Origin of the sequence: Segatella oulorum F0390 (assembly GCF_000224615.1) — a bacterium.
GTDB lineage: Bacteria > Bacteroidota > Bacteroidia > Bacteroidales > Bacteroidaceae > Prevotella > Prevotella oulorum.
This window is the reverse complement of sequence record NZ_JH114216.1, coordinates 254,101-274,625: the sequence shown is the minus strand read 5'-3', so window position 1 is coordinate 274,625 and position 20,525 is coordinate 254,101. Positions and strand designations below refer to the sequence as shown.

Here is a 20,525-nt window from a genome sequence, read left to right as displayed (position 1 = left end):
AAGGAGTTTCTGTTATAAACCGAAATCCTTGCAAGTGCTCATCAACCGATGGGGATTAATATTCATTGTTAACCCCGGCATCAAAGTTTTTATTCCTCAAGGTTCTGCTTGCCTTTTTGTAGGCTTTACCAAACGGAAGCCGATATTGTATGGATAGTTCTACCATGTTGGCCATGTCCGAAATATAATATTCGGAATGAGAGGGGACTACATTTGAGATATTTTCCGCACATTGAATGAACCCGCGTTTGGTCAAAGGATTGTCAAGACGCAAACCAAAATCCCAGTTCTTTAAATGATACTTCACCCCCATATAGTTGTATTTCGTTCCACTATACAGATTTGTTCCCCAAATGCTATACTGTGGTGCAAGGTCAATATTGGCAAAAACCGACCAGTGTTTCCAATAACCATTCAAGGAAATGGAGGCATACATCTTAGACACATGATGCCGGTAATTGCTCCCTTCCATGGAAAATCGGCTCCAGCCAGTAATCAGCTGAAACGAAAGATGCTGGGCAATATTCTGCATTCCAAAGGAATATTCCACATTAAAATGCCGATCATTTTTCCCGTTTTCTGTTTTCTTCATGAACAGACCATGATAGGGTGAGGCCGCATCTGAAATATATTGGTATGTGTTAACCAATGGATTGGTTGTTACGCTATAGCTGGTTTGTAACGAAGAACTGATATGATTCTTATTAAACAAGAGTAACAAACGGTTTCTTGTCCACACACTGGGCTTCACATTCACATTGCCCACCTGCACGGAAATACGGTCTATGGTTTGCACGACGTTCGAGAAATTAGCCAAAGAAGGTTGGGAAGGGTTGTACATGAAAAGGTAATTCAAACTCCAGTTCCTACCCATAGCATAATTAAAGGTGGCGGTAGTCTTCAACCTGAAGAATGTCTTGCTGCGCGTTGCAGTTGCATTTCTATACATCTTTCCCCCTAAACCAACTGTATATCCAAGGCTCTTCAAAGAACCACTCACCACACCATAGAGATAAATATCGTCTTTAAAGAGCTTGTCTGTAACCTTTTTCCTGCTGTTCTCTGCATAGTTGTTTTCGGCTACTTGATGGGAATAGTTCGCTCCCCATTTCGTGGATAGCGTTTTAAAAAGCTGGGTGTATAAAACTTCATGGGTCATATTCCAGCTGTTGTTATGGGTATTGTTTTCTTGATGATAGAGATTGCTGTTGCGCATTCCCCTGGTATAGTCGCCGTTCGACCACCTACCGACACTGTTTAATTCAATCGTTTGCGTTTTGCTCAGCGCCTTTCTGAAAAACAAGTCTAAAGAGGGCGATGTGTAGTGGCTGTTTGTATAGTAATTCTTCGTGTAGCGTTCCACCGAAGAACCATATTGCTCTACGATGCGATTGTCTTCACAATCCTTCTTATGATGCAATTTCAAATCTAATGAAGCCATCAACATCGTTGACGGATCATACATATAAGTATATGAAAACAGCAAACTGTTGTCAAAGTCTTTCGTTGTCGAAGGCAAGCCCTCTTGCCGACGTATAACATCATACTCCCTACCGATAAACCTTTCGTTCTTGTTGTCATATACCTTTTTGGAGTCCCTCCATGTGGTGTTATATTGCATGCTCCATTCCGATTTCTTCTTGAAATAGCTGCCCGTAAGCTGCGACCTGTTGCGCATCGTTGTAATGGCCTGATTCGTATTTGCCATGATAAAACCACCCTGTACCGGCGTTTTCATGATAAAATTAATAACCCCTCCGTTGCCATCATCTATATGACGAAGGTCTGGTGTGTTGCTATATTCTATTCGAAGTATATCCTGATGGTTCAGCCCTTGCACTTTAGACAGCGGCTGTTTTTTGCCGTTAATCATGAAGACCGGTGCGGAACCGTCTATGGCAATCGTTTGAAGGGCTTCGTTAATTCTAAGTCCCGGCATCTTTAATTTCAGTTCATTCAGCAAACTTATAGATGCAGAAACCCTATTGATTTCTTCTGTAGATGGGATGATGACATATTTATCGGCTTTCTGAATGACTCGCTTCCCTATCACAGTCACTTCTTTCAACTGCTGTGTTTCTGGCAACAGGTGGATGGTTCCCATATCTATATCCGACGAATTACCGTAGTAATGAAGGGTGATGCCCTTATAACCAAAGTAAGAAATGGCAATACTGATATTCGGTTCAGCTATATCTTTGATGGAGAAACAGCCATTCTCATCTGTCTGAGTAGTTTTTAAAATGGTTGTAGAATCCTTTTTGACCACCACATTTGCACCGATCAGCGTCTGCTTTTGTGTTGGATCTATCACTTTTCCCCGAATATGATAAGCCTTTACCGGGAGAAAGAAAAAGAGAGACAAACCGACTATAAAAGCCTGTTTCACAAATGATATTCTTTTGTTTAACAAATAATGATATTTCATGTTGTTAAGTTTAGTAGATTCAAATATCAAATACAAAATTAAGTGTTTTCTGTATTAAAATCAAATCTTGGTCTTCTAATTCTCCATTTTGTAAACTATTCTTAACTAAAAAGTGATGTTCTGAAAGAATGGAAATAGAATTTTTTCCTATTGAAAATGATGCTTTTCCTGATGATGCGGCATAAATCATGCAGCAAATGCTACTACTTTTGTGTGTAAAACAGCCCACTTTACACCACAAACACAGCGCTTTTGCATCGTTATTTCACACAAAAAGAGGCGAAAACAAGGCGCAAAATGAGCATTTTCGCCTATTTTTCATGTGTCGTTTTGGCGTTTGTTTTATAACCACCTGGTTATAAGTGCCATACCTACACACACCATTTTTGGCGTATTCCCATCCAAAATCTTTTGGAATGAAAATACGCCAATCCTATAAGATATTTTGTAAATTAAAACGATTGGTATTTACATCCATTTCCAATCGAGAGAAATGCTCGTGCTTGAAGGCAGTTATGATGGACACACCCGTTGCACTTTGCCACGGCACCCCCTCGCTTCGGCCGACCATTGCGATGCATTTTCCGGGATACACCACAAGCTATGCGCCCTCAGCGGCTTCAGCTTCTGCGGGCGATAAGGGCGCTTCTTTCTTTTTTTCCTCGTCTTTCGCCCGTTTACTTAATTCGGGATATTGTATGCGGGTGTGATAAATGGCCATCAAACGGAACACGATAATCTTCTTGGCCAAACTAATATCGCGGAACGTTATGGGGCATTCGGCAAAGAAACCTTCGGTCACTTGCCCATCAATAATTTTGTTTACCAAGCCGCTAATGCTCTCTTCTGTGTAGTCATTCAGCGAGCGTGAGGCCGCTTCTGTAGCGTCAGACATCATCAAAATGGCCTGTTCGCGCGTGAAAGGATTGGGGCCCGGATAGGTAAACTTCTCTATATCAACGTCCTCATCGGGATGTTCGTTCTTATATTTAATGTAGAAATATTTGGCCACACCGCGCCCATGGTGTGTCAAAATAAACTCTTTGATGATGGCGGGGAGATTGTTTTCTTCGGCCAATTTCACTCCATCGGTCACATGACTGATGATGATTTGTGCACTTTGTTCATAACTCATGTTGTCATGTGGGTTCACACCGGCTTGGTTCTCGGTGAAGAATACAGGGTTTTTCATCTTTCCTATATCATGGAAGAGGGCACCAGTGCGCACCAATAAGCTGTCAGCACCGATGCGATTGGCAATCTCGGCCGCAATATTTCCCACGGTAATGGAATGTTGAAACGTGCCGGGAGCGATCTCACTCAAGTCACGTAGCACCCCTTTATTGGTATTCGACAGCTCAATGAGCGTGACATTTGAAACAAATCCGAACAGTTTTTCGATAAGATACATCAGCGGATAGGCCAACAACAACAACACACCATTGACGATAAAGAGGGTGTACATGTCGAAATCCATCTTCATGATGTCGTTGCTTTGCATGAGTTGGATGGCGAAAAACACCACCATGCTGCCCGAAGTTACCCACAAAGCCGTTTTAAACAGTTGTGAACGACTCGAGAGTTCGCGCAGCGAATAGATGGCAATGAGCCCCGACAGCAACTGAATGACTACAAATTCATACTGGTATCTCACCGCAACAGCGCAGGCTAACACCATGACAACATGGGTCATGAAGGCCGTTCGAGAGTCCATAAACACACGCGCAAAAATGGCAACCATCGCAAATGGCAGCACATAGACGTTGAAAATGCTATGCGTTATCATCAGAGAAACCGCAATAGGAAAGATTGTGATGCTCGCATAAAGCATCGCAATGTTACGCGATTTCTGTAAATAATCCTTACGAAACAGATTTAAATAGGACGTGAAGATGACGACAAGGAGGGCAATATAGAGAATTTGCCCAATCAAAGTATCGGTGATTTCGGTCTTGGATGCACTGAGTCTTTGCAACTCTTTATCAAAAGAATTGAGCACTCTAAACGTGTATTCATCTACAATATCTCCCCGATCGATAATCTTTTGCCCACTCATCACCATGCCACTGGCCAAAGGAATGCTGCTCAAAAGGTCGTTCTTTTCGGCCTCACTTCGCTGGCGATCATACACCACATTGGGTGCAATGTAATTGATTAAGTTGTGGCGTTGCAAAATATTTCGATAGGGACTGAGCACCGGATCGCCCAATAACGTTTCGTAAGCCGTGAGGGTTGAATAGAGACAATTCACTTGAACGCTCTTGACTTCCTTACCGCTGATGAGGCGAACCGTGCGCATAGAGTCTCCAGAGATGAGGTTATAATCAGGCGTATTAACGATGCCCACGCTATACAAACGATGCAACCGATCGGTAATCACGCGCAATATGGGTGTCGGAAGCCCATTGATTGGTTGGCTGAAGGCCTGATGAAAGAGTTTGATTTGCCGTCGCTCTTGTGCCTTGTTATAATTGTAATAAGGTTGGAAAGCTGCCAAAATAGAATCTTGTTCGGCCTTGATACTCTCGTCAGACTTATAAATAGGGAAATCAAAATCTGCAATCAACGACCCATACATCCATGGTTTTCCAACGTCATAGCGAAATTGTATTTGCTGATGTCGCGGCATAAACCACACGATAACTAACACGGTTATGAGGATAAGTACGAACTGGGTCGCAATCTTTCGCCATTGAATATTTTGATATTTGCTGAATACATCCATGTTGTTGCTTTTATATTTGACCTTGCGAAAATACTAAAAAATCACACAATACTGAAAAAAAAATATTAATTTTGCGGAAAATAATCATTCAAAGAAATGGCTGAAAGAAAAGTAAGAGTGCGCTTTGCGCCCAGCCCTACGGGTGCTTTGCACATCGGAGGCGTACGCACAGCCCTCTATAATTATCTGTTTGCACGCCAACATGGTGGTGAACTCATCTTCAGAATTGAAGATACCGACTCACAACGCTTTGTGCCTGGTGCAGAGGAATATATCATAGAGTCTTTCCGTTGGTTGGGTATTCGGTTTGATGAAGGGGTCAGTTTTGGCGGCAAGCATGGTCCTTACCGCCAAAGTGAGCGTCGGGAAATCTACAAAGAATATGTTGACCGACTGCTCAAAGCAGGCAAAGCCTACCTTGCATTCGACACACCTGAGGAGTTAGAAGTAAAGCGTAATGAAATAAAAAACTTTCAATATGATGCGCATACGCGAAACATGATGCGCAACTCACTAACACTCTCGGAGCAAGAAGTGCAGCAACTCCTTGCCGATGGCACACAATACACCGTGCGATTTAAGGTCAAACCCGGCATAGAAGTGCATGTTCACGATATGATTCGCGGCGAAGTGGTGGTGAAAAGTGATATCCTCGACGACAAAGTGCTCTACAAAAGTGCCGACGAATTGCCCACCTATCACTTGGCAAACATTGTGGATGACCACTTAATGGAGATTACACATGTCATCAGAGGCGAAGAATGGTTGCCCAGTGCACCGCTACATGTGTTGCTTTATCAAGCGTTTGGCTGGGAAGACACCATGCCTTCGTTTGCTCATCTGCCCCTGTTGCTGAAGCCGGAAGGCAAGGGTAAGCTCAGCAAACGCGATGGAGACCGACTCGGTTTCCCAGTGTTTCCTTTGGAATGGCATGATCCTAAGACGGGAGAAGTGTCGTCAGGCTATCGTGAAAGCGGCTATTTTCCCGAGGCAGTCGTGAATTTTTTAGCGCTATTAGGGTGGAATCCCGGTACCGAACAAGAACTCTTCACGTTAGAAGAGCTGGTGAAAGCTTTTGATATCAGCAAGTGTTCCTTGCACGGAGCGAAGTTCGATTACCAAAAAGGGATATGGTTTAACCACGAATATATTTTGAAAAAAAGCGACGAAGAGATAGCAACTCTCTTTGCACCTATCGTGGCTAACAACGGAGTAGATGAGCCGATGGAGCGCATTCAGCAAGTGGTTCACCTGATGAAAGACCGTGTTAACTTCGTAAAAGAGCTGTGGGATTTATGTGCTTTCTTCTTCATCGCACCCGCTTCCTATGATGAAAAGACCGTCAAGAAGCGCTGGAAAGAGTACTCTGCACAACAAATGACGGAGCTTTCTGATGTACTTTCGGGCATAACCGACTTCACTGTTGAGGGACAAGAGCCCGTAGTGATGCGCTGGGTGGAAGAAAAAGGCTACAAATTGGGCGACGTAATGAATGCATTCCGCCTCACATTGGTCGGCAAAGGCATGGGTCCGGGGATGTTCGACATATCGGCTTTCTTGGGAAAAGAAGAGACTTTGCGTCGCATGCAACGTGCTGTGGAAGTTTTGAAATAAGGGAAAAGGAGCAGGAAGTAGATTTAAACAACAAGTCTCGTGTATCAAATTGTCATCTATCTTTACTTACTTGGCGTGGCGATTGCAAGCCTCTTCAGTAAAAAAGTAAAGAAAATGTGGAAGGGAGAGCGACAGGCTGTGGCGCTTTTAAAAGAGAAAGTCGACCCACAAGCACGCTATATTTGGTTTCATGCTGCCTCGTTAGGCGAATTTGAACAAGGCAGACCGCTGATGGAAAGCATCCGGAAATCGCATCCCGAATATAAGATTTTGCTCACATTCTTCTCGCCATCGGGCTATGAAGTGCGCAAAAACTATGCAGGGGCAGACATCATTTGCTATCTACCTCTTGACACTATTCGCAACGCTCAGCGCTTTTTACGCACGGTAAGACCCGTGATGGCATTCTTCATCAAGTATGAATTTTGGTACAACTACCTCCACATTTTGCAACATCGTCACATCCCTACGTACAGTGTGAGCAGCATTTTCCGCCCCGATCAAGTGTTTTTTAAATGGTATGGTGCGCAATATGCCAAGGTATTGAAATGCTTTACACACTTCTATGTGCAAAACAAAGAGAGCAAGGCCTTGCTGAAAACGCTTGGTATCACAGCCGTTGACGTGGTGGGTGATACGCGCTTCGACCGTGTATTGCAAATTAAAGCGGCCGCAAAACAGCTTCCCATCGTCGAACGTTTCGTCGGTTCAGCACCCCAAGTATTCGTTGCCGGGTCATCATGGTTGCCCGATGAAGCTATCTTTTTGAAATATTTTGAACAACACCCCGAGTGGAAACTCATCATCGCACCGCATGTTATTGGCGAAGATCACCTTGCAGCCATCGAAGCCTTGCTGCCGCATCGCAAGGTAGTACGCTACACACAAGCCAATGAAACAAACGTGTTGGATGCCGAAGTGCTGCTGATTGATTGTTTTGGTCTGCTGTCATCCATCTATCATTACGCCACCGTTTCGTATGTTGGTGGTGGTTTTGGCGTGGGTATTCACAATGTTTTAGAGGCTGCTGTATGGGGCATTCCCGTCATTTTTGGTCCTAACAACCAACATTTTCAGGAAGCACAAGAGTTGAAACAAGCAAAAGGAGGCTTCGAAATCACCGACGAAGCGTCTTTTGATACCTTGTTATCACAATTCGAAACCGATGCCGATTTCTTGCGTCAAGCAGGAGATGCGGCTGGAAAATATGTGGAAAGCAAGGTCGGAGCCGTAGAAAATATCTTAAGTAAAATTATTTTTTAGTGCTTCTAATAGCTGTGGGGTAAGCCCAAATCGCTCCCCAACCATCTACAACATCGCATCTTTACCCGTTCCAAGGCGTAAAGAAAACTCCTCAATAGCTCGTGAAAGTATGGACTCTTTAGGCTGTTTCATGTCCTCAAACATCGTGTATAAGGGCATTGGAAACTTCTTGTTTTTCAGTTTCCATGTGCCAATCGCTTTACCATTGACGAGGACTAATGGAAAAAAGAGACCATTTTTAGTGAAGGCTTTAGGCATATCTTTCGCACGAAATACATCCTTTCGCACGTTATAAGCAATGATATATTCATCGTAAGCAGGTAGAAAGATGATGCGCTCCACCCGCTTTCTTTTTATAATGGCTTGCTCAAAAAAGAAGTAATCCTCGTCTCCATGCACCACCTTTTGCAACTCATGACCAATCAAAGCGAGCGCTTCTCTCGCCTCAGTGATGGTTAAACCCGACCACCAAAGAAAATCTTTAAAACATGCAGGACCATGACTTTGAAAATACTTTCGTGCCAAAAGGGCTAACGCTTCTTCGTGTGTTGGCACAGGATAAGGTGGCACCCACTCATCCATGAGCGTATAAGTGTGCTTCCCTTGCTGTTGTTTTCCACTGCAAACAATACCTTCAAGCTCTGCATTCAAGAGCAAACTGGTCATAAAATGCGGATGAAGTTTACCCAACTTTTGCGTGAACAACTCCGATAGTTGCTGACGAGTTAAGTGTCGATGACATAAGAGATGAGCGAGCGTATCAAGATGCTTGGCCCATTCATGTCCTTCCGATAACAGTCCAGAACCCTTTTCATAAGTATCATAAGCATTTTTCAATCTGCGATAAGAAAGCTGCAACATCCATCTGATATCCTGTGAAGTTACAAGATGCCATGTAGGCCGAAGCACGTGAGTTCGTATGATTTTTGCCTCATCAATGGCCTCATCAATACTGTCGACCGCCCCCTTTTGCAGGCGCAAGGCAAGTGCAAGTTTAGCCATTTCAGGCTGTTGTGCCTGAACAGCCCCCATCCATGCAACTAAATCTTCGGGAGATTTGAATTGTGAATCCTCTAATTGCTGGTTGCGAAGTCTTATCGGTAGGATGTTTAATGCCATGATTTCGTCCTGTATGCTCCTCACTATTGAATGTTACAAATATACGGAAAAGAATGTAAACAGGCAAATCTCCTCCTTCATTTTCAGAGCTATATTCCACCGAAATATCCCTCATCAAACAACGTTACATCCATGTTCACCGCACAATGATGGGCAAATCGTAAAGTAATTAATTCCCTTTCGTCAAGAGCTACATCGGCACACATTACACAATCATGAGGAAATCATAGAACAATATATACCAAATTGTCCGGTAATCTCTATTGAATTGTTGGACAATATGCACCCTATTAGACAACAATTCAATAGCTTTTAGTGGGATTAAAATCATGGGATTTCTATTTACGCATCATCAAATAGCGGGAACTATGGATATTAGGGGGTGTTCAACACCTCTTGATTACGCTAAAAAACCTTTTTCAATGCCACAGATTCTTTTATCAAAAAAAGATAAAGGAGAGACGTTATTGCGCATTTTTCTGTAAATTTGTGGGATGAAAATAGGTGTATTTTGCTCGGCAAACAACACGATTGATGCCGACTTTTTTGCAGAAACAGAGGCCTTAGGTGCATGGATTGCCGCACAAGGCCACGCGATTGTCTATGGAGGTTGTAATTGTGGGCTTATGGAATGCGTGGGGAAAGCGGTGCATTTGCACGGTGGACAGACCATAGGAGTTATTCCCCGCATCATCGAACAAGGTGGAAGAGTGAGCGATTACGTGGATATAAGTATTGCATGTGATAACCTTAGCGACCGCAAAGACTTGATTTTGCTAAAGAGTGATGTGCTCATTGCCTTGCCGGGAGGCATCGGAACACTTGACGAAGTGTTTACCGTGGCAGCCAGTAAAACGATTGGTTATCACCAAAAGGGCATCATCCTTTATAACATGAAGGGCTTTTTCAATCCGCTGATCAACCTGCTTGACGACCTGCAAGCCCAACAAATGATACGCGGGAAATGGCAAGATTATATTCAAACGGCAAACAACTTGACTGACATCGCCGCGCTTTTGCAAGATATGGCGTAACGAAAAAACGGCTGAATGGTTAAAAAGTGCCGATTACATCGACATTTTTTGGCCGAACGCTTCACTCACATAGTTATAAATATCTTGGCAACACGCGGCAGAAAAAGCTTGCGCAGAGCCTATCAAAGCATCCCATTGTACAGCCGATAGTCCTTCCTCTATTTGCTGCAACGTGATGTGTTCTTTCAACAAACCATAGATAAAACCGGCATTAAAGTTGTCTCCTGCACCGATGGTGCTCACGGGTTGCAACGGCGGAACATCGTAATCTTTTTGGAATTGGGGTGTGGCAAACACGGAAACGGGCTTGCTTCCACGCGTATAGATGAAGTTTTTACAATAGAACTTCACCTGGTTTTGATAGACTTTCGCGGCATCTGTCTGCTTATAAAGCACCTCAAAGTCTTCATGACTCCCCCGAACAAAGGTAGAAAGTTCGAGATTATCGATGAAGTTGGGTGTGATTTTCATCACCTCATGCCGATGAGATGGGCGAAAATTGACATCATAATAAAGGATAGCGCCTTTTTGATGGGCGAATTTTAAGAACTCGTTTACCTCGGCATGTATGATAGGGTTCACCGCAAAGAATGAGCCAAAAAGCACGATATCATCGCGGTTTATCTCGGGATAGCCCATCGAAAACGAATCATGGGCATGGTCTTTATAAAACAAATAATCGGCATTGTTGCCCTCATCCAAGAAAGCTAACGACAAATGGGACTGTCCTTCGGGCGAAATCTCCACGTTAGAGCCATCAACATGATTCGCTTTCAGGAAATCAAGGATGTAAGTTCCCACACGATCATGGCCCACTTCGCCGATGAAATGGGCTGAAATTCCCGCTCTACCCAAAGAGATGATGGCATTAAAAGCCGATCCTCCGGGCACCGCATTCACAGGCTTATTGTCCTTAAAGATAATATCTAAGACGGTTTCTCCTATACCAATGACTTTACGCATACGTTATGATGACTGCTTGTTGGGTTGCAAATATAAGGGAATTCGGTAGAAAATACAAATTTTTAAGTAACTTTGCGCTATGAATTTATACAACACTTGCACCCTTAGTAATGGGCTAAGGATTATCCATCTACCCACCTCTTCACATGTTGTTTATTGCGGTTACGAGATCAATGTAGGCTCGCGCAACGAACGATTCCTACAATGTGGCTTGGCACATTTCTGTGAGCATGCCACCTTTAAAGGTACTAAACGGCGGCGTGTTTGGGCCATCAGCAATGCTTTAGAGCGCGTGGGTGGCGATTTAAATGCGTTTACCAATAAAGAGGACACGGTGTTTCATGCGGCCATTCTCAAAGAACATACGCCGCAAGCTATTGATCTTTTGACCGATATGGTGTTTCATTCGGTCTATCCGGAAGAAGAACTTGCCAAGGAAAAGGATGTGATATGCGATGAAATCGATAGTTATAATGATTCGCCAGCCGAACTGATTTATGATGATTTTGAGAATATCTTGTTCGGCAATCACCCTTTAGGACACAACATTTTAGGTTCGCTACTCACGGTAAAAGCATTCAATAGTGACATCGCACGCATGTTTACTGCGAAATATTATCGCCCGGAAAACAGCATTTTCTTTATCTCGGGCGACGTCGATTTCCAACGTGTTGTGAAGCTATTAGAGCAGGCTACGAACGATTTTCCTGCCGCTAAGCCCATCATTCACCCGACAGTTCAGAAACCTTTGCAGCGCTATTTTCCCGATTGGTTTACAAAAAATAAGGGCACATGTCAGGCACATGTGATGTTGGGGCATCGGGGTTACAGCATTCATCAGGAAGAGAGAATGAGCCTTTACCTCTTAAATAACATATTAGGTGGGCCCGGAATGACCTCAAGACTCAATCAAAGTCTGCGCGAGAAGCATGGTTTAGTCTATACCATTGAGAGCACCATGGTGAACTATGATGATGCAGGTTTGTGGGCGGTTTACTTTGGTTGCGACCACGATGACATGTATAAATGTGTGCGATTGGTCAAGCGAGAACTTCATAAAATGATTGATAAACCTTTGACAGAACGGCAGCTTGCCGCAGCGAAACGGCAGTTAAAGGGGCAAATAGGCATCGCTTGTGACAATAAAGAGAACTTTGCTTTGGACTTCGGGAAGAGTTTTTTGCATTATGGTTGGGAGCGTGATATCACCTCACTTTATCGTCATATTGACGAAGTTACAGCTGAAAGTATTCAGGCTGTGGCAGAGGAAATCATGCACGAGCAAGGTCTCACCACGCTCATCTATAAATAGTTTTACAATCGTTCGCCATCTGTCGCGTCAGGTATACCCAAAGAAAAGGAGGAGAACAGCAAGTCTGTTCTCCTCCTTGTTATGTGAATTATAATAAAAAATACAATTATTCGTGACGCTCACCCTCACGATGTGAACGACGATCCGGGCGTGGACGACGCTCACGTTCAACGTAACCTTCGGGCTTTTCCATCAAAATACGACGTGAAAGTTTATATTTCCCCGTCTTAGGATCGATGTCCATGAGCTTCACTCTGATCTTATCTCCCTCCTTAATACCAGCTTCTTCGACGCTTTCGAGGCGTTTCCAATCGATCTCTGAGATATGAAGTAAACCGTCTTTTCCAGGAAGAATTTCAACAAAGCAGCCGTAAGGCATCACGCTACGCACAGTACCTTCGTAGATTTCGCCAATCTCTGGGATAGCCACGATGCCTTTAATCTTGGCAATAGCGGCCTCGATGCTATCCTTGTTGGGTGCAGAAACGGTGATATGTCCTTTGCCATCAGTCTCATCAATGGTGATAACTGTGTTGGTTTCTTCCTGCATCTGCTGAATGATTTTACCACCGGGGCCAATGACAGCGCCAATAAATTCCTTAGGAATATCAAAGGCTTCAATACGCGGAACTTGTGGTTTCAACTCTGCACGAGGTTCAGAAATGGTCTCAAGCATGCAGTTTAAAATATGCTCACGACCTGCTTTGGCCTGCATTAATGCCTGCTCTAAAATCTCAAACGAGAGGCCATCACATTTAATATCCATCTGTGTGGCTGTAAGACCATCACGTGTTCCTGTGGTTTTGAAGTCCATATCGCCCAAGTGATCCTCATCACCCAGGATGTCACTCAGTATAGCATACTTCTCTTCTCCTGGGTTTTTAATGAGTCCCATCGCAATACCACTCACAGGTTTCTTCATCGGAACGCCCGCATCCATCAATGCTAAAGTGCCCGCACAAACAGTAGCCATCGACGAAGAACCATTGGATTCGAGGATTTGGCTCACCAAACGAACGGTGTAAGGATAATCGGTTGGGATCTGACCCTTAAGACCTCGCCATGCCAAATGGCCGTGACCAATCTCCCGACGACCTACACCTCGCTGTGCTTTTGCTTCACCTGTTGAGAAAGGTGGGAAGTTATAATGGAGCAAGAAGCGCTGATAGCTCTTCTCTAACACGTCATCTACAAGCTTTTCATCTAACTTTGTGCCGAGCGTACAAGTAGAGAGTGACATCGTTTCACCGCGCTGGAAGATAGCACTTCCATGGGGCATGGGCAACGGAGACACCTCACACCAGATGGGACGGATATCAGTTGTCTGACGACCATCCAAGCGTTTACCCTCGTCAAGAATGCATCTGCGCATGGCATCGCGCAACACATCCTCGTAATAACGAGTTGCTTCAGCATGCTTTTCCTCAAGCTCTTCTTCCTTTAAATCAGCATGTGCAGCATCATATTTCTCTAAGAAGTCAGCTAAAATCTTATCGAATGCATCATGACGAGCTTGCTTTTCCAACGCTTGTTTATTCACATCATAAGCCGGTTGATAAAGCTCTGTCTTGATTTGTTGGCGCAAATCCTCGTCATTAATTTCATGATCGTATTCGCGTTTCACATCTTTTCCAAGTTCCTTTGACAATTCATCTTGCAACGTACACATGGGTTTGATGGCCTCAGCAGCAGCCTTTAAGGCTCCAATCAGCTCTTGTTCAGAGACCTCATCCATCTCACCTTCCACCATCATGATATTGTCTTTGGTAGCACCTACCATCAAATCCATGTCGGCTTCATCCATTTGTTGGAACGTAGGATTAATGACATATTCACCATGAATGCGTGCTACACGCACCTCAGATATGGTGTGTTCAAAAGGAATGTCAGAGCAAGCCATCGCCGCAGAAGCAGCAAAACCCGCTAAAGCATCGGGCTGATCAACCCCATCGGCAGAGAGTAACATCACCTGTACATACACCTCTGCATGATAGTTTGAAGGGAAAAGGGGACGAAGAGCGCGGTCTATGAGGCGCGATATGAGGATTTCACTGTCGCTGGCCTTACCTTCACGCTTGGTAAAACCACCGGGAAAACGACCCGCAGAACTATATTGCTCGCGGTAATCCACTTGTAAAGGCATGAAATCTGTACCCGGAACGGCATCTTTTGCTGCACAAACAGTCGCGAGAAGTACTGTGTTGCCCATACGTAAAACTGCGGCACCATCGGCCTGTTTTGCAACTTTTCCGGTCTCAATTGTGATGGTTCTCCCATCAGGCAATTGAACTTTTTTTGTAATAACGTTCATCTAAAATTTATTGTTTATCTTTACATCTATATATATAATGTGGCGCAAAGTTACCTATTATAAATGAAACAAAAGAATGTTAACCTTATTATTTCATGAATTTTACAACGGATTACACAAAAAAGAAGCCATCCCCACAGCTGCGGAAATGGCCCTTCATCACATAGTTAATCCTATTCTACAATGTTTTATTTCAATTAGTCGTTGAAATCTTTTTCCTTAAAATGCTAAACCTATCGTCTGTAATAACTCTCTGAATGTTAAATCTGATGCAAAGGTAAACGTTTTTTCTGCGCCATCTGTTAGGAAAACGCCTAAACCGGAGGGGGATTTTTCCTATTCGTTCGTAGGGAAAAGCGCAGCATCCCATTTTTTTATTACTTTTGTGGCATGAATCATTTACATCATATATTGCTTGTTGCTTTAGGAGGCGCAGCCGGTTCGGTGCTCCGATGGTACCTTCCTCGCTTGCTGTTGAGCGATCATTGCCACACATTTCCTTGGGGAACGGCCCTTGTCAACGTGTCAGGTTGTCTCCTGATAGGTTTCTTCTATGGCTTATTCACGCATCATAACGACGCGAACGACGCATTAAAATTGCTGCTCATCGTGGGCTTTTGTGGCGGCTTCACCACGTTTTCAACCTTCTGTAACGAAAGTCTTGCCTTGCTTCGACAGCAGCAATTCTTAGCCATGGCGTGCTATGTGAGTGGCAGTGTGTTCCTCGGTCTACTCGCAGTTTATGGTGGAATGCAAGTAGCGAAGTGGATTTAAATAATCAATGATTTGTTTTGTCAAATCCATTTATTGCATTAAATTTGCATGAGCAACCTGGGAAAGAACCATTAAATGAAAAGAATGAAGCACTTCTGTATGGCCGTTGTGGCCATTGCTGCCATCACTTTGACAGCCTGTAACAACAAGAAATATCACATAGAAGGTGAGATTTCGCAAGCGCAAGATTCGATGTTATATTTCGAAAACATGAGCTTGAACGGTCCTGTTGTCGTTGATTCAACGAAGTTAGATGCCAATGGGCACTTTAATTTCAGTGGCGAAGCGGAACAAGCCCCCGAGTTTTATCGGTTGAGAATTGCCGGACAAATCATCAACTTGGCGGTAGATTCGACAGAGTCGATTACCATCAAGGCGGCCTATCCCACCATGTCGCGCCAATATGAAGTAACAGGAAGTGACGAATGTAAGCAAATTCAGACGCTTTCTATTCTGCAACAAAACTTGCAAAGTCGCATCAACGCCATCGCAAAGAACCCTAATCTCGGTATCGATGCCGTTGAAGATAGTGTGGCCAGTGTGGTCGAAAACTATAAAAACAACATTAAGTTGAACTATATTTTCAAGGCACCTATGCGCGCTTATGCTTACTTTGCGCTGTTCCAAACCGTGGTGTTGGGCAACAATGAACTGCTCATTTTCAACCCACGCAACAACAAAGAAGACAACAAAGTCTATGCAGCTGTGGCCACAAGTTGGGACACTTTCTATCCCAAAGCCGAACGCGGTGTGAACCTGCATAACATCGCTATTCAGGGAATGAAGGATGCACGCATCTTGCAAGCCGAACAACAACCGGCACAAATCGACCCCAACAAGGTGAAAGTGAGCGGCATCATCGACATTGCATTGGCAGACAATCATGGCAAAGTGCGCCGACTATCCGACCTCGCAGGCAAGGTTGTGCTCTTAGATTTCCATTTGTTTGCAACCGACCAAAGCCCGAAACGCATCATGATGTTGCGCGATCTCTACAACAAGTATCATGCGCGAGGCTTAGAAATCTATCAGATATCCATCGACCCTGATGAACATTTCTGGAAAACGCAGACCGAAGCGCTGCCTTGGATTAGCGTAAGAGACGACGCAGGAGCGCAGTCTCCCATCTTAGCCCAATACAATGTGCAGTCGATTCCCACGTTCTTCCTCATCGGAAAAGATAACACTTTGAAGTTGCGCAACACGCAAATAAAAGATATTAACGCAGCCATTCAAAGTCTGCTTTAAGAACATGCGACCCTTTTTCGCATGTGAAAACAACTCCACCACGCGCTGACAGGCTCTGCTTGCCGGCGCTTTTTTATTTCCACATACGCACCACTTAAAAGTAATATGGCATAGATTACGCCGCAATGTCACACAGATTAGTGCACAATATGGTGCAGATTGTCATGCAATTTATATGCTATTACTGTGCCATCTTTGTTATATCGTTTCATCATACCAACCGGATGGTAAGTTTATAAGTGGAGAATGGCACAGCAGTTTGCACTATATTGTCGAACGGTTGGCAAAAGATGGGGGATGCCAACTGTTGCAAGCACTCGGCAAAAAGATGAATAACAGCTTTAAAAACAGTTTGCAGCCGTATGAATTATCTTTTTAGTGAATAAACATTAAATATTGATTGCAACAGTGCGTAGGAACAACTTCTGAGTTGTTTTATGACTAAAGGTTAGGTAAATAAAAATTCCATAGAGGATCAATCAAGAATGAAAAAGAACGAAATGCAAATAAAACGAAGTCCCGCAAGCTGGGTTCCCACGCTCTATTTCGCCATGGGCATGCCCTTTGTGGTGCTCAATATGGTGTGCACCTTGATGTATAAAGGCATGGGGGTGTCCGACAAACAGATTGCTTTCTGGACATCTTTAATTATATTTCCTTGGACACTCAAACCCTTGTGGAGTCCTTTTTTAGAGATGTATAAAAGCAAAAAGTTCTTTGTGGTAACGACACAACTGCTCACCGGTGTGCTGTTTGCGTTGATAGCGTTTGCATTACATCTGCCAACCTTCTTCACAATCACCGTCGCTTTGCTTGCCGTGATAGCCTTTAGTGGTGCAACCCACGACATTGCTGCCGACGGAACCTATATGTCGGTGTTGTCGAATGAGGAACAAGCACGCTGGATTGGCTGGCAAGGGGCATTCTATAACATTGCGAAAATTGCAGCCACCGGAGGCTTGGTTTATTTGGCCGGTTTCTTCATTCAGCGTTTTGGGGTCACGCAAGCGTGGATGTTGGTGATGCTCATCATCGCTGTTTTGATGGTGGCGATTGGCATTTATCATTATTTTATGCTGCCGCAAGCCCACGAAAAGGCACAAGAGAAAAAGCTATCTTTACAGCAGACCTGGGACGAATTGGCTAAAGTGTTTTTAGAATTTTTCAAAAAGCCACACATCGTTTATTACATTTGTTTCATCATCCTTTATCGCTTTGCCGAAGGTTTTGTGATGAAAATTGTGCCTTTGTTTCTCAAAGCGCCTCGCGAAATGCAAGGCTTGGGACTGAGTGAGCAAGAGATTGGATTGTGTTATGGCACCTTTGGTGCGGCAGCCTTTGTCATTGGCTCTATTCTTGCAGGCTATTACATCGCATGGCGCGGATTGAAAAAAAGCCTGTTCTCCTTGGCTTTGGTGTTTAATATCCCCTTCGTGGCCTACACCCTTTTGGCTTATTATCAGCCCCACAGCTTGCTACTTATTGGTGGGGGCATTGTGTTGGAGTATTTTGGTTATGGATTTGGCTTCGTGGGATTAACGCTTTTCATGATGCAACAAGTGGCTCGTGGAAAGCATCAAATGGCACACTATGCATTTGCCAGCGGTTTAATGAACCTCGGTGTGCTGCTTCCGGGCATGGTGAGTGGCCTCTTTAGCGATGCTTTGGGCTACAAACACTTTTTCTTTTTTGTGTTGATTTGCACCATTCCAGCCTTGCTGATTACATGGTTTGTGCCTTTCACCTATCCTGAAGAAGGAGGTAAAAATACTTCAGAAAAGGTCTGATGCTACGTTAAAGAGGGCCCCTGTGGTGGGCACTTGCAGCCAATTAGCCTTCGTTATCGATGGACTTACGATGTGCAGACGCGCTTCGTTCGTGGGTAAAAGAAGGATGAGGTTTTATCAATTTTAACGATTTGTTTTTCGGTTATCCCTGCAAAAAGATGTACATTTGCAGTGTAACTACATAAAACAAATCGCAAAGGGCTTGCCCTATGCTGTTTCTTTGAGGTGTTTTCAATCATCTTTCGGGAGCAGATGATGCGAAAAGACCTAACAAAAATGAAGTTGCAAGAACAAGAATTTAAACAACTTTTTTGGGAGTTATATCCTAACATTGCGTTGTATGCTGCACGTTTGGTGCGCGAAAACGAGGTGGATGACCTTGTGCAAGAGGCATTTACCGATTTGTGGATGCGTGGAAAAGAGTTCACAAATAGGAACCATGTCAAGGCCTATCTCTATCGGGTGGTCTACACAAAAGCTATCAATTTAATTAAACATCGGCAGGTAGAAACCGATTATGCGCGTGCCATGCAGCAGATGGATCAATGGCGTTTGTCGTATTATCATCCTGAAAATGGAGATGTGGGCGAACTGACTGCTACCGAAGAAATGCAAGAACAGCTCCGAATGGCCATTGATTCGCTCCCCGAGAAGTGCCGGAAAGTGTTTGTGTTGAGCTATCTCCATGAAAAGAAGAAAAAGGAGATTGCTGTGCAATTAGCCATCTCACCACGCACGGTTGAGGTGCATCTTTATAAGGCTCTGCGCGTGTTGCGCAAGAAATTGCGGGCTGTTTCTTTCGCGTGATAACATTTTTTATTAGTTTGGATTAAGTAAATCTCGCGCCACACTTGTTTATATAAGTACATTCTTCCACTGAAAGAATGGGAGAAACGGCAATATAGCGTTTTATATTCACTTATACATCAAGTCGTGCAACGCATAGATTACCAATTAATCGCACAGTTCGTCACGGGCGAAATCAGCACCTCTGATTTAGAACGGTTAATTCATTGGATGATGTTGTCTGAAGAAAATCGCCAACAAGTGTTTCTGTTGGAGCAAACTTATCAACGACATCAACCGAATCCTTATGCGAATGCAGACAAAATAAACCAAGCACAGCATCGTCTTTTCCGCCATTTATCGTTGACAACAGAGAATGAAGAGGGTCTGAATGGGCATGCATAAAGTGGGTCGTTGGCTCATTGAATGGGCTTGTGAAATCATGCTTACGGCTGAAATCTCTTCTTAAATATTTTGTGTTTCTCGCAAAATTACCTATCTTTGCACTCCGAACAGATTTGTTTCTTTACTGGACTTGTAGCTCAGTTGGTTAGAGCAACAGACTCATAATCTGGAGGTCATAGGTTCAAGCCCTATCTGGTCCACAAATGAAAATCAAGCACTTACGAATTTTATCGCAAGTGCTTTTTCTTTTGCCGGTGACCTTCAAGTGACCTTTTTAAAAGAAAACTCTTCATCCGTGACCTTTTAAATTTTGGGAAATGATATATGAATGACGGCGTAATGGACATTTGGTAGGCTGAAAACCTCTCTGAATCCTTTTATTTACTACCTTTGCAGCATTTGAAAACCTATGAATAAAAAAACTGTATCTTCTGTAATAGCTCAAATGTTAAAAAAAATGGGCATCGACGTACTGTTCAGATGTATTTTTGCAAGGATTGTGGTAGACAATTTCAAGGTGATCTGCGTATAAATAATATTTCTCTATGGAATGACTATCTGACGGCAAATCGAACGATTTCTGATCTATCCACTCTTTATAAATGTTCAAAGCGAACCATACGACGTAGGTTGAGCTTAGTAGTAGATAGCTTTACTGCTACTTACCCCAAATCTGCAGTAATAATACTGGATACAACATACTTTTCCAGGACATTTGGTGTGATGCTGTTTCAGGATGCTTCATCAGGCAAAATA

At 43.6% G+C, this 20,525-nt stretch carries 14 protein-coding genes, 1 tRNA gene and 2 pseudogenes; 12 read left to right on the top strand and 5 right to left on the bottom strand.

Going from position 1 to position 20,525, the window contains the following annotated elements:
* Positions 1 to 55: 55 nt before the first annotated feature.
* The gene (locus tag HMPREF9431_RS07570; RefSeq protein WP_004380629.1) at positions 56 to 2,428 is read right to left on the bottom strand and encodes a TonB-dependent receptor; all 2,373 of its coding nucleotides are present in this window, start codon (positions 2,426 to 2,428) and stop codon (positions 56 to 58) included.
* 601 nt (positions 2,429 to 3,029) lie between these two features.
* Positions 3,030 to 5,153, bottom strand: a complete 2,124-nt coding sequence (locus HMPREF9431_RS07565) for an HD family phosphohydrolase (protein ID WP_004380628.1) — start codon at positions 5,151 to 5,153, stop codon at positions 3,030 to 3,032.
* 96 nt (positions 5,154 to 5,249) lie between these two features.
* Between HMPREF9431_RS07565 and gltX the strand changes: the two genes are divergently transcribed.
* Complete coding sequence (gene gltX / locus HMPREF9431_RS07560) at positions 5,250 to 6,767, top strand: glutamate--tRNA ligase (RefSeq protein WP_004380627.1); 1,518 nt, start codon at positions 5,250 to 5,252, stop codon at positions 6,765 to 6,767.
* A 39-nt stretch (positions 6,768 to 6,806) separates the two neighbouring features.
* Positions 6,807 to 8,030, top strand: a complete 1,224-nt coding sequence (locus tag HMPREF9431_RS07555) for a 3-deoxy-D-manno-octulosonic acid transferase (protein ID WP_040561334.1) — start codon at positions 6,807 to 6,809, stop codon at positions 8,028 to 8,030.
* Between the two features lie 45 nt (positions 8,031 to 8,075).
* Here the strand turns inward: HMPREF9431_RS07555 and HMPREF9431_RS07550 are convergent, their stop codons facing one another.
* On the bottom strand, positions 8,076 to 9,149 hold the full coding sequence (locus tag HMPREF9431_RS07550) for a winged helix DNA-binding domain-containing protein (protein WP_040561332.1): 1,074 nt from the start codon (positions 9,147 to 9,149) through the stop codon (positions 8,076 to 8,078).
* A gap of 494 nt (positions 9,150 to 9,643) precedes the next feature.
* On the opposite strand from HMPREF9431_RS07550, the gene HMPREF9431_RS07545 reads away from it, so the two are divergent.
* Positions 9,644 to 10,183 carry an LOG family protein gene (locus HMPREF9431_RS07545; RefSeq protein WP_004380624.1) on the top strand — a complete coding sequence of 180 codons (540 nt, stop codon included), beginning with the start codon at positions 9,644 to 9,646 and terminating at the stop codon, positions 10,181 to 10,183.
* Between the two features lie 33 nt (positions 10,184 to 10,216).
* On the opposite strand, the gene HMPREF9431_RS07540 is transcribed toward HMPREF9431_RS07545, so the two are convergent.
* Positions 10,217 to 11,146: a PfkB family carbohydrate kinase gene (locus HMPREF9431_RS07540; RefSeq protein ID WP_004380623.1), complete on the bottom strand. Its 930-nt coding sequence runs from the start codon at positions 11,144 to 11,146 to the stop codon at positions 10,217 to 10,219.
* Between the two features lie 79 nt (positions 11,147 to 11,225).
* On the opposite strand from HMPREF9431_RS07540, the gene HMPREF9431_RS07535 reads away from it, so the two are divergent.
* The gene (locus HMPREF9431_RS07535) at positions 11,226 to 12,458 is read left to right on the top strand and encodes a M16 family metallopeptidase (protein ID WP_004380622.1); all 1,233 of its coding nucleotides are present in this window, start codon (positions 11,226 to 11,228) and stop codon (positions 12,456 to 12,458) included.
* A 106-nt stretch (positions 12,459 to 12,564) separates the two neighbouring features.
* Here the strand turns inward: HMPREF9431_RS07535 and pnp are convergent, their stop codons facing one another.
* Entirely contained in the window at positions 12,565 to 14,769 is a 2,205-nt protein-coding gene (pnp, locus tag HMPREF9431_RS07530) for a polyribonucleotide nucleotidyltransferase (protein WP_004380621.1), read from the bottom strand.
* A gap of 390 nt (positions 14,770 to 15,159) precedes the next feature.
* Between pnp and crcB the strand changes: the two genes are divergently transcribed.
* The 8 genes and pseudogenes from crcB to HMPREF9431_RS13520 all read left to right on the top strand — a co-directional run.
* The gene (gene crcB, locus HMPREF9431_RS07525; protein WP_004380619.1) at positions 15,160 to 15,543 is read left to right on the top strand and encodes a fluoride efflux transporter CrcB; all 384 of its coding nucleotides are present in this window, start codon (positions 15,160 to 15,162) and stop codon (positions 15,541 to 15,543) included.
* 75 nt (positions 15,544 to 15,618) lie between these two features.
* On the top strand, positions 15,619 to 16,791 hold the full coding sequence (locus HMPREF9431_RS07520) for a TlpA disulfide reductase family protein (RefSeq protein ID WP_040561329.1): 1,173 nt from the start codon (positions 15,619 to 15,621) through the stop codon (positions 16,789 to 16,791).
* 485 nt (positions 16,792 to 17,276) lie between these two features.
* Entirely contained in the window at positions 17,277 to 18,578 is a 1,302-nt protein-coding gene (locus HMPREF9431_RS07515) for an MFS transporter (RefSeq protein ID WP_040561328.1), read from the top strand.
* Positions 18,579 to 18,854: 276 nt separating this feature from the next.
* On the top strand, positions 18,855 to 19,385 hold the full coding sequence (locus tag HMPREF9431_RS07510; RefSeq protein WP_004380616.1) for an RNA polymerase sigma-70 factor: 531 nt from the start codon (positions 18,855 to 18,857) through the stop codon (positions 19,383 to 19,385).
* Positions 19,386 to 19,511: 126 nt separating this feature from the next.
* On the top strand, positions 19,512 to 19,769 hold the full coding sequence (locus HMPREF9431_RS07505) for a hypothetical protein (RefSeq protein WP_025070667.1): 258 nt from the start codon (positions 19,512 to 19,514) through the stop codon (positions 19,767 to 19,769).
* A 126-nt stretch (positions 19,770 to 19,895) separates the two neighbouring features.
* A tRNA-Ile gene (locus tag HMPREF9431_RS07500) sits at positions 19,896 to 19,969 on the top strand.
* A 226-nt stretch (positions 19,970 to 20,195) separates the two neighbouring features.
* Positions 20,196 to 20,243, top strand: a pseudogene (locus HMPREF9431_RS13775) (hypothetical protein); the annotation flags it as partial.
* 6 nt (positions 20,244 to 20,249) lie between these two features.
* Positions 20,250 to 20,525, top strand: a pseudogene (locus HMPREF9431_RS13520) (IS256 family transposase, variant Zn-binding type); the annotation flags it as partial.

What these genes read in the sequence shown, in the direction of transcription:
- HMPREF9431_RS07570 (WP_004380629.1), bottom strand. Translation starts at nt 2,428, where the DNA reads ATGAAATATCATTATTTGTTAAACAAAAGAATATCATTTGTGAAACAG.
- HMPREF9431_RS07565 (WP_004380628.1), bottom strand. Translation starts at nt 5,153, where the DNA reads ATGGATGTATTCAGCAAATATCAAAATATTCAATGGCGAAAGATTGCG.
- gltX (WP_004380627.1), top strand. Translation starts at nt 5,250, where the DNA reads ATGGCTGAAAGAAAAGTAAGAGTGCGCTTTGCGCCCAGCCCTACGGGT.
- HMPREF9431_RS07550 (WP_040561332.1), bottom strand. Translation starts at nt 9,149, where the DNA reads ATGGCATTAAACATCCTACCGATAAGACTTCGCAACCAGCAATTAGAG.
- HMPREF9431_RS07545 (WP_004380624.1), top strand. Translation starts at nt 9,644, where the DNA reads ATGAAAATAGGTGTATTTTGCTCGGCAAACAACACGATTGATGCCGAC.
- HMPREF9431_RS07540 (WP_004380623.1), bottom strand. Translation starts at nt 11,146, where the DNA reads ATGCGTAAAGTCATTGGTATAGGAGAAACCGTCTTAGATATTATCTTT.
- HMPREF9431_RS07535 (WP_004380622.1), top strand. Translation starts at nt 11,226, where the DNA reads ATGAATTTATACAACACTTGCACCCTTAGTAATGGGCTAAGGATTATC.
- pnp (WP_004380621.1), bottom strand. Translation starts at nt 14,769, where the DNA reads ATGAACGTTATTACAAAAAAAGTTCAATTGCCTGATGGGAGAACCATC.
- crcB (WP_004380619.1), top strand. Translation starts at nt 15,160, where the DNA reads ATGAATCATTTACATCATATATTGCTTGTTGCTTTAGGAGGCGCAGCC.
- HMPREF9431_RS07520 (WP_040561329.1), top strand. Translation starts at nt 15,619, where the DNA reads ATGAAAAGAATGAAGCACTTCTGTATGGCCGTTGTGGCCATTGCTGCC.
- HMPREF9431_RS07515 (WP_040561328.1), top strand. Translation starts at nt 17,277, where the DNA reads ATGAAAAAGAACGAAATGCAAATAAAACGAAGTCCCGCAAGCTGGGTT.
- HMPREF9431_RS07510 (WP_004380616.1), top strand. Translation starts at nt 18,855, where the DNA reads ATGAAGTTGCAAGAACAAGAATTTAAACAACTTTTTTGGGAGTTATAT.